Annotated in this window: 7 protein-coding genes; 4 read left to right on the forward strand and 3 right to left on the reverse strand. The window is 63.3% G+C overall.

All coding sequences use genetic code 11. From position 1 onward, the window contains the following. Window positions 1-347: 347 nt before the first annotated feature. The 3 genes from CFR79_RS11465 to CFR79_RS11475 all read left to right on the forward strand — a co-directional run bounded on the left by CFR79_RS11465 (window position 348) and on the right by CFR79_RS11475 (window position 7,742). A complete protein-coding gene (locus tag CFR79_RS11465) occupies window positions 348-2,231 on the forward strand; it encodes an autotransporter assembly complex protein TamA (protein WP_408884572.1) in 1,884 nt (627 codons plus the stop codon). Then, window positions 2,231-6,433 (forward strand): translocation/assembly module TamB domain-containing protein, encoded by a 4,203-nt coding sequence (locus CFR79_RS11470; RefSeq protein ID WP_110547990.1) that lies wholly within the window; start codon window positions 2,231-2,233, stop codon window positions 6,431-6,433. The genes CFR79_RS11465 and CFR79_RS11470 overlap by 1 nt, the downstream gene beginning before the upstream one ends. 106 nt (window positions 6,434-6,539) lie before the next feature. After that, window positions 6,540-7,742: an MFS transporter gene (locus CFR79_RS11475; protein WP_102323491.1), complete on the forward strand. Its 1,203-nt coding sequence runs from the start codon at window positions 6,540-6,542 to the stop codon at window positions 7,740-7,742. A gap of 31 nt (window positions 7,743-7,773) precedes the next feature. Here the strand turns inward: CFR79_RS11475 and CFR79_RS11480 are convergent, their stop codons facing one another. From CFR79_RS11480 to CFR79_RS11490, 3 genes are all read right to left on the reverse strand, one after another. Next, window positions 7,774-8,121: a zinc ribbon domain-containing protein YjdM gene (locus CFR79_RS11480; protein WP_102323492.1), complete on the reverse strand. Its 348-nt coding sequence runs from the start codon at window positions 8,119-8,121 to the stop codon at window positions 7,774-7,776. Between the two features lie 130 nt (window positions 8,122-8,251). Beyond that, window positions 8,252-8,848: a CarD family transcriptional regulator gene (locus tag CFR79_RS11485; protein ID WP_102324182.1), complete on the reverse strand. Its 597-nt coding sequence runs from the start codon at window positions 8,846-8,848 to the stop codon at window positions 8,252-8,254. A gap of 69 nt (window positions 8,849-8,917) precedes the next feature. Then, window positions 8,918-9,793: a bestrophin family protein gene (locus CFR79_RS11490; protein WP_110547994.1), complete on the reverse strand. Its 876-nt coding sequence runs from the start codon at window positions 9,791-9,793 to the stop codon at window positions 8,918-8,920. Between the two features lie 217 nt (window positions 9,794-10,010). Between CFR79_RS11490 and CFR79_RS11495 the strand changes: the two genes are divergently transcribed. Further along, window positions 10,011-10,223, forward strand: a 213-nt coding sequence (locus tag CFR79_RS11495; RefSeq protein WP_181417423.1) for an alcohol dehydrogenase catalytic domain-containing protein, incomplete at its 3' end; no start/stop codon positions are given.

Genomic DNA, 10,223 nt, shown 5'->3' on the forward strand with positions numbered 1-10,223 from the left:
CCGTATGGTGGGGATGCCGGGCGCGGCAACCCCTTCCTGCCTGCTGCGATCATGCCCGCCGGAATCGGGGTGCTGTCAAGCCAAGATCAATGCAGTGGATACAGTTTGCCACACAATCGCCCCCGTTTCGGGGCGCAGACATGGTATTGGGAACTTATTAAGGGACTGGTGTTAATATCGGTTTGATCATGCATGCCGGGAATGGCAGACATAACACAGTGGGAACCTAACCGCACGGAAGACAGGAACAGGGGCGGCACCGTTTGACAGGATTGCGTCATCTCCGCATGGCATGCAGCGCAAGCGCGTATGTCAGGCGCGGTGTCAGTTACATAGGCCTGTATACCATGATGATGGTTTCCCTGACCGGGGGGAATTCCGCATGGGCGGCGGACCCGCAGGATTACCTGACCACCATCCGGCCCACCGGCAATGCGGACCTTGATGCGGCGCTGCGGGCTTCTTCGGACCTTCTGTCGCTACAGAAAACGCAGGCCGTCAGCCCGTTTGCCCTTACGGGGCGTATTCACAACGATTATTCCCGCCTGATCAGCGCGCTGGAAAGTTATGGCTATTATGCCGGTTCCATCAGCATCTCCGTAACCGACGCCAGCACCAGACCTGCTGACGGAGCCGACAGGGGGCATGACGGACGTGACCCGGACCTGCCCGAGTGGCTGCAGACCATTCCCACGGGCCACAAGGCGCAGATCACCATAACCGCCACCCCCGGCGTGCAGTTTACCATCGGCACCGTTACGCTGACGCCGGACAAGGGTGATCCCCCCATCCACCTGAACGCGGATGAGGCGAAAGCTTTCGGCATGAAGCCGGGCATGCCCGCGCAGGCTGAAACTGTTCTGGGCGCGGGCAGCGCCCTTCAGACCGCGATGACGGAGGAAGGCTACGCCCTTGTTCATGTCAGCACGCCGCAGGCATGGCTGCGGCCTGCCACCCATACGCTGGATATTGCCTATACCGTCCATCGCGGGCCGGTGGTCAATCTGGGGGCATTTGACTTCGCGGGGCTGCAGCGCACGCATCCGGCCTATATCGTAAGGCGGCTGACCATTGCGCCGGGAGAGCTGTACCAGCCGTCACGCATCGAACGCGCGCGACAGGATATTGCCTCCACCGGGCTGTTTTCGGACGTGCAGGTCAATCACGGCGATACGCTGGCGTCGGATGGCACGATGCCGCTCAATTTCGCCTTCCGGGAGGGCAAGCGCCACAGCGTGGGTGCCGAAGGCGGCTATTCGACCGATCTGGGTGGCCGCGCGGGTGTGACATGGACGCATAACAACCTGTTCGGCAATGCCGAGCGGCTGCGGCTGACCGCGCTCATGACCGGACTTGGCGGTTCGGCGGAGCAGGGGCTTGGCTATGATTTCTATGCCGATCTGATGAAGCCGGATTTCGGTTCGCGCCAGCAGAATCTGAGCGTCCGGCTGGAAGGGATAAAGCAGGAACTCTATTCCTACCGGCAGACGGCCCTGCTGGCGCGCATCGGTATCGTCCGGCATATCAACCGTCGCTGGAACGTATCCTTCGGCGGTCAGATCGAGCAGGAACAGATCGAGCAGATGGGCAACACCAACAGCTATTTCATCCTGTCGGTGCCCCTTTCGGCCAATTACGACGGGACCGGCGTGGACAACCCCATAACCCCCGCCACCCATGGCGTGCGCATCGGGGCCAATATCACCCCTTCCGCATCCCTGACCGATGGGACATCGTTCTTCACCATCATGCAGGCTACGGTCTCGACCTATTTCGACCTTACGCATCTGGGCATCTCGCGGCCCGGTCGCAGCGTGCTGGCATGGCGGGGAACGATCGGGAATGTGGAAGGGGCCTCAACTTTCGCCATTCCGCCTGACCAGCGGCTATACGCCGGTGGCAGCGCGACGGTGCGCGGGTACCGTTATCAGGGTGTCGGGCCGCAGTTTGCCAATACACGTTATGCCATTGGCGGCACGTCCATGGATGCGGGTTCGTTTGAATACCGCCAGCGCATCTTGCAGAAATTCGGGGCCGTGGGCTTTGTCGATGCCGGGCAGGTCACGGCGGGACATGCCCCCTTCAATGGCACGGTGCGCGTGGGTGCCGGGGCGGGAGCGCGGTATTATACCCCCATCGGCCCGGTACGGCTGGATGTGGCCGTGCCACTCAACCGGCCTGCGCGCGGGGACAAGTGGGAACTTTACGTCGGCCTGGGGGAAACCTTCTGATGCCTGAGCAGACAGCAACACCTGCCCCGCCGCGTCGCCGCTACCGCACGGTCCTGCGTGCCGTCGCCTTCGGGCTGGGAATTCCCGTGGGGCTGGTGGCCGTGGCGCTGGGCATGGTGCTGGTCGCGGGCAATACCGGCATCGGCCAGCGCGAGATCGAACGCCGCCTGCCCGGCCTTACGGGGGGCAGCGTGCATCTGTCGGGGCTGGGCGGACGTTTTCCCGATGCGCTGCATGTCCGGCATCTGGAACTTGATGACTATCGTGGCGCGTGGCTGTCGATTGATGACCTGCAACTGGACTGGTCACCACTGCGGCTGCTGACCCGGCAGGCGGTCATAAGCAACCTGTCCATGGCGCGGCTGTCCATCCCGCGCCTGAGCGAGGACGATCCCGCCCATCCGCCAAAGTCGGAAAAAGAGTCCGGCGAGAGCATCCATATGGGTGTCAGCATCCATGCGGTAAACGTGGCGCGGATAGAAGTGGGCGCGCCGATTGCCCGCATACCTGCCGCCTTCAGCCTGAACGGCCATGCCAGCCTTGCCGATATCGCGCCCGTTCTGGACCATTTTTCCGTCGCCACCCTGCCGCCTGCCGATATTGCGCTGAAGCTGATCCGGCTGGACCATCCCGGCAGTCTGGATCTGGATACCCGGCTGGACCGGCGCACCGTATCGCTGAACCTGCACGCGCATGAGGATGCGCAGGGCTTCCTGTCCACGCTCACCCAACTGCCAGCCCTTGCCCCGCTGGACCTGACGCTTGGCCTGCATGGACCGCGCGATCAGGCGGAACTGGCCCTTGCGCTGACCACGGGGGCCGTAAAGGCGGGTGCGAACGGGCAGGTGGGGCTGATCGACCGGCATATGGCGCTGGATGTCACGGCCAGCAGTACGGACCTTGTGGCGGGCAGCGGACTGAGCTGGCAGGGGGCCAGTCTCAAGGCGCATCTGGGTGGGACCCTGAACCGGCCCAAGGGGAATGGCGTGTTCGATATCGACCGCCTGACGACCGATACCGCCGGTTTTACTTCGCTGCATATGGTGGCCGATGGATTGAGCGGGCAGGAAAATGGCCAGCCCGAACATGCCGCCATCCATGCGACCCTGACCGGCCTGCGTATTCCCGGCAGCCAGCCCACCCTGTTTGCGGATGAACCGGTCAGGCTGGACCTGATGTGGCATCCCGATGCGGCGGGCGGTCCGGTTGACCTGACGCTATCGCACCCGCTGGTCCAGCTTGCGGGCCAGATCATGACGGCGGGTGAAATGGCGGCCACTTTCCACGCGGACCTGCCCGATCTCGCGCCACTGGCGGCTGCGGGCGGGACGAAACTGCACGGTCACGCCGGACTGTCCGGGAACGTGACACTGCCGGGCAAGGGCCATGACGGGCGGTTTGGTCTTGACAGCAAGGTGGTGCTGGATGGCGGCCTGCCGATCGCCGTTGGCCTGATCGGGGACAAGGGACAACTGAACGCCGCGGGCACCATCAGCCGCGACAGGCATGGTGCCAATACCATTACCTTCACCTCGCTTGCGGTGCAGGGCAGCACCCTGCAACTGGATGCCCCACAGCTCCGTCTGGTTACGGGCAAGCCGCTCCGTGTGGATGCGGATGCCCATCTTGGCCTGTCTGATCTGCATGTGCTTGCGCCCACGCTGCATGGAAAGATGCAGGCTGACCTGCATGCGGCGGGACCAGTGGACGACCTTATGGCCAGCGTGAAAACTCAGGCCAGCATCGCCGCGGGCAATACGGTGGCGGGCGACATGCAGGCCAGCGTAAGCATGGCGCACCTGCCGCAGGTGAAGCAGGGGGCACTGGATATTTCAGGCACCCTGGACCGTGCGCCCATCGCTGTATCGGCCCGTCTGGACAGCAATGCCGATGACAGCCGCCATATGCAGGTGGAGCATCTGGGCTGGAAAAGCCTTACCGGTCAGGCGGACATGACGCTGCCTGCGGGCCATGTCGTGCCATCGGGAACGCTGGACCTGCATATGACCCGTCTTGCGGACCTGCATGAACTGACCGGGCAGGACATAAACGGCCACCTGTCGGCCACGGTGCGCACCACGGCCGCCACGGCAACGGCGCCTGCCGAACTGGATGTGAACGTGGACAGCGCGCTTGGCGCCGCCATGGCGCGGGTCGACCGGCTGGTGTTGCGGGGCAGGGTGCTGGACCCGGTCGGCACCCCCACGACCGATCTGGACCTTGTGGTGGATAACGCCCATTTCCGCGATATGGGCGGTCATGGTCATGTTACGGCCAAGGGACCGATATCCGGCCTGAACATTACGGCGCAGTCCGGGGTGGACACGCCATGGACGGGAGCCGCCACCCTTGATACCGCGCTGCTGGCCAACGTCCCCGGTCACTCCGTAACCGTTCACCGGCTGGCGGCGGAAGCGCGGCATGAGCAGGTGCGCCTTGATGCGCCTGTCAGCGTCACCTATGGCAAGGAAACCGCCATTGACCACCTGCGGGCCACCATCACGCCCCCCCACGGGCAGGCGGGTAACGTGGAAGCCAGCGGCAGGATTGCGCCCACGCTGGACCTGCACGCCAGCATCACGCGCCTCTCGCCCGACCTGCTGACGCCCTTCATCGCGAACCTGCAGGCACAGGGCATGCTTTCGGCCGACGCACGGCTGACCGGCACGACCACCAACCCTTCGGGCAAGGTCAGCGTGCATGGGACGGACCTGAAATATCATACCGATTACACATCATCCCTTGCACCTGCATCGCTGGATGCAACGGCCAACCTGAATGCCGGGATGGCGCAGGTCGATGCCCGTCTTCAGGCAGGCACGCAGGTCAACCTGTCGCTGCGTGGAACCGCGCCGGTCAACAGGACGGGACAGCTCAACCTGCAGGCCGATGGCAATCTGGACCTTGCGGTCGCCAATGCCTATCTGGGTGCGCAGGGCATGCAGGCTGGCGGCAACCTGCAGATGGGCATTGGCATGCGGGGTACGCTGGGCCAGCCGCGCATGAGCGGCACGCTGACGCTGGCGAATGGACTGTTCCACGATTTCGGGCAGGGGATTCAGCTTTCCGCCATGCGTGGCACGGTCAACGCCATGGGGGACAGGCTGGTGATTTCCTCCCTGACCGCGCAGGCGGGCAAGGGAACGCTTGCGGCATCGGGCAGCTACGGGGTGTTGCAGCCCGGCCAGCCGATCGACCTGCATATCCATGCGGATAATGCCCGCCCGCTGGCCAGCGACCTGATTACCGCCACACTGGATGGTGATCTGGGTGTAAAGGGGCTGCTGTCCAGCCGGATTGATGCGACAGGGGACATTACCCTGAAGCAGGTGGATATCAACATTCCGGATTCCCTGCCCACTTCGGTCGCCCATCTCAATGTCATCCGGCCGGAAGATGAAAAGAACGCACAAACGGTTGTCCATACCTCGCCACTGGTGGTGGGGCTGGGGCTGGATGTGCGGTCGCCGGGGCGGTTCTATGTGCGCGGGCATGGGCTCAATACGGAAATGCATGGCCGTATCCATACCGGGGGCACCGCCACCGCGCCGGTGGTGACGGGGGCTTTCTCTCTGGTCAAGGGCGGATTCTCTCTGGGTGGCATCTCCCTTGATTTCAGCAAGGGACAGGTGGGGTTCAACGGTGTCGGCGTTACCCATGCCATTGATCCCACGCTGGATTTCGTGGCCGAACGCAGCACCAACGATGGCACGGCCCGGCTGAACGTAGGGGGTTATGCCAGCGCCCCGAAGATCACGTTCTCATCCTCCCCGCCGCTGTCACAGGATCAGATTCTGGCCATCCTTCTGTTCGGCACGGATTCGCAGTCGCTCTCGGCCACGCAGATGGCGTCCATCGCGGCGGCGGTCGCAACGCTGAGTGGTGGTTCCGCCTTCGATCCGCTGGGGATGGTGCGCAAGACCCTGCATCTTGACCGGTTGCAGATGAGCAGTTCATCCAACGGGTCAGGCGGAAACGATACCGGCGCGATCGAGGCCGGGAAATACGTGATGCGCGGCGTGTATGTGGGCGCCAAGCAGGCTACATCGGGTTCCGGCACGCAGGCGCAGGTGCAGGTTGACCTGACCAAGCGGCTCAAGATCAATACGACCGTGGGTACGGGTGGCAACGTGACCGGCTTCACCACGCCGGAAAACGATCCGGGCAGCAGTATCGGCCTGCTGTACCAGTTCAAGTACTGAGCCGTGGCCTGTCATCTCCGCTGGTGAAGCGGAGCGCGGACACCCCTGTCTGGTAAGCTAATTTCACCGTGACCGTAACCGTCATCCCCTGTTCCGCAGGGGGGAAATGCATTACGGTCCCGACATGATTGCTCAAGCTGACGGCCGTGGCGGCCTGTTGCCCCTCATGCTGGCCATTGCCAGCGGCATGCTGGCGATGGGGATGGCGCTGCCGGCCCTGCCACTGGAATTCCAGTCACGTTTTGGCAGTGGCACGACCCTGATCGGCCTTGTGATGGGTATCCAGTCCGCCGCCACCCTGCTGTCGCGTCCATGGGCGGGCCGGATGGCGGACCGGCGCGGCGGTCGGGACACGCTGCTGTCGGGGCTGGCCTGCACGGCATGTTCGGGCATGGCGTACAGTCTCGCCCTGCTGCCGTTTCTTTCGCCACCCGCGCAGCAGGCCGTAATTGTCGTTGGCCGGTTGCTCATGGGACTGGGTGAAGGGCTTATGGTCACGGGCGGCGGGGTATGGGCCGTCGTGATCGTGGGGCGTGCACGGGCGGGGGCTGCGATGTCGTGGGTCGGGCTGGCCATATTCGCCGGGCTGGGCATGGGTTCCGCGCTGGGCGACGTGATCGAGGCGCAGGCCGGTTTCCTGCTGTTGTGCATTGTCGCCATCGCCCTGCCGGTGGGTGGCATGCTGCTTATCCTGTCGCGTCCATCGCCCCCCGCGCTGCATGATGGCACGCATGCGGAGGTGCGCTGGAAGGACCTGATTGCCCATACATGGATATGGGGGCTGACGCTGGGACTGTCCGCCGTGGGATTTGCGGCGATTTCATCCTTTCTGGTCATTTTCTATTCGGCCCGGGGCTGGCATGCGGGCGGCTGGGCGCTGGCGGCCTTTGGTGTCGGCCATATGATTGCAAGGCTGATTGGCAGCCGTCATGTGGACCGGCATGACGTGCGGCCCATGGTCGCCATCATCATGCTGACCGAGGCCGCGGGGCTGGCCATGATCTGGCAGGCATCGGGACCGACGGAGGCCGCGATGGGCAGTTTCCTGAGCGGGCTGGGCTATTCGCTGACCTATCCGCTGCTGGCCGGGCCAGTGCTCCGGCAGGTGCCGCCGCAGGCCGCGGGTTCGGCCATTGGGCTGTTTGATGTATTTTTCGATATTGCGGCAGGGTCCGGCGCTGTGCTGTCGGGCGTGCTGGCGGGACTTGCCGGGCCGCGCAGCCCCTTCGTGCTGGCCATGCTGGCCGCCCTTGCGGGCAGCGCGATCATGCTGATGGTGCGCTGCCCCCCGTCAGGCCGCACGGAATAACCCGTGCACAGGCGGCGGTCAGCGCGGCCCGTCAGGATTTTTTGACGAATTCCGATTTCAGGTTCATCGCGCCAATCCCGCTGATCTTGCAGGCGATGTCATGCCCGTCCGTTCCGTCTACCAGACGGATGTTCTTGACCTTCGTCCCGCCTTTGACGACGGAGGAAGACCCCTTGATCTTCAGGTCCTTGATAACCGTTACCGTATCGCCATCTGTCAGTTCATTGCCGTTGGCGTCGCGGATGACGCGCGGTCCCTGCGTATCGGTGGCGCTGTCCTGCGGGTTCCATTCATGGCCACATTCGGGGCACATCCACAGGCTGCCATCGGGATAGACATGCTCGCACCCACAGGTGGGGCATTTCAGGTCGGTCGTCATTAATGTCCTCGTTATCGGGACGCGTGCGACAGGAGCCACCGGGCATCCGTTGCCATGCGCCCATATCAAAACCGCCGGCCCATGGGCCGGCGGATCAGGTTGGGGGTAAGGGGGCAGGAAAGAAGCTGTTTCAGGCCGCTTTCATGACTTCGGTCAGCTTTTCCAGCACTTCGGTGGGTTCCTTGCCTTCCAGCACGGCAACCTCGGCCACGAAGCGTTCCTGTGCCGCTTCGAACAGCTTGCGCTCACTGAAGCTGCCATCAAGGCTGTCGACATTACGGCGCAGGTCACGCAGCACTTCGGCAATCTGCACCAGATCGCCCGAATTGATCTTTTCCTGATAGGCGACGGCGCGACGTGCCCACATGCCGCGGCTGACATGCGGCTTGCCCTTGATGATGGCCATCGCCTTGTCCACGATCTCGCGCGAGACGATCTTGCGCAGGCCCGACCGCCGGGCCTTGGACAGCGGAATGCGCAGTGTCATCTGGTTGCCGGGGAAGGAAATCTGGATCATCTCCAGCTTCGTTCCGGCAATTTCGTCGACGCCGATCCGGTCGACACGTCCGACCCCGTGCGCCGCGTAGACTATGGCGTCACCTTCGCGGAACGGATCTTCGTCTTTTACAGCCTTGCTGGACTTTGCTTCGGCAGCCGTGGTCGCCGCGGCCGTCCGTGCCATGGCATCGGTCACAGTGCCCTTCTGGGTGGTTCTGAACATGCTCATGGGAATCATATAACATAAATTCCGCCTTCTGTCTTGATCCCTTCCTGCATGTTCGGGCAGGGTCAATGATCAGCCCACTATTCCCCTTACCGGCGCCAGTGGCGGCGGGGCGGGCAGTCCGCAGGACTGGAGCAGGTCAATTTCGATCGTGCGGGAAATCGTCAGCATCGGCATGCCGTGCGGCGTGGCGCTGAACGGGTCCTGCAGGTCACTGCCGATCTTGTCGAGTGCAACGAACAGCAGCCCCACCAGTGACGACCCCAGCGGCGTGATCCATCCCAGCGTCTGCACCATGGATAGCGGCAGGATAATGCAGAATACCGCCGCCACCACCTTGGGCAGGACGGAAAACTGGATGGCCAGTGGCGTATTGCGTATGCGCTCCAGCCCGCCCTGCGCATTGCTCATGTCCGACAGGATGCGGTCAATCTGTCCCTGCAGCGCCCCGTCAATGCCCAGCCTGCGCGATTCCTCATCCACCCGCAGCCCGATCTGGAACAGGATGGCGGCGGGGATGTTCGCCTTGCCCTCCACGCCCGCCTTCATGGAATCGGGCAGCAGGCGCATGATGTCATCCGTTGCGTCCAGACGGCCCAGCGCACCGCGCAGCGCGTAAGGGTAGGCGGCCATGGCGCATGCAAGATCGGGACATCCGCGCAGGATGGTGCCCGCCTGCCGCGCGAAGGACCGGCTGTTGTTGGTGACCGCTCCCCACAGGGTGCGTCCTTCCCACCATCGGTTATAGGCGGTGTTGTTGCGAAAGCTCATGAACAGCACCAGCGCCGAACCGATGAGCGAGACGGGCAGGGTCGGCTGTTCCATCCATTCCTGATGGAAGATCTGGAACATGACCACGACGACTACGTCCCATGCGCATAAAAGCACCAGCGACAGCAGGCTTTCGCGCATCAGGATCCACAAACCAATTCTGCGATTGATGACCATATGGCGTTCCCGATAGTGGCGACAGGTCGACAGGCATATCACATCCATGCCGCGCTGCGGGACTGTGTCCGGCCTGTGGCATGATTTGTAACCGAAGCGGGGAAGGATGGATCGATCGCCACGGGCGGCATTGACGTCCGCGGTTCTCATGCCCTTAATCGTAACGAAATTATCCGGGCCGAGTGGCGCGTAACATATCAGGGGATAAAGACGGGTTATGGACGTAAGGGCAGCCGTTGCATTTGAAGCGGGCAAACCGCTGGAAATCGAGACCGTACAGCTTGAAGGCCCGCGCGAGGGCGAGGTTCTGGTGGAAATCAAGGCCACCGGGCTGTGCCATACGGACAAGTTCACCCTGTCCGGCGCGGACCCCGAAGGGCTGTTCCCGGCCATTCTGGGCCATGAGGGCGCAGGCGTGGTGGTGGAAGTT

Source organism: Komagataeibacter saccharivorans (assembly GCF_003207825.1).
Taxonomy (GTDB): domain Bacteria; phylum Pseudomonadota; class Alphaproteobacteria; order Acetobacterales; family Acetobacteraceae; genus Komagataeibacter; species Komagataeibacter saccharivorans.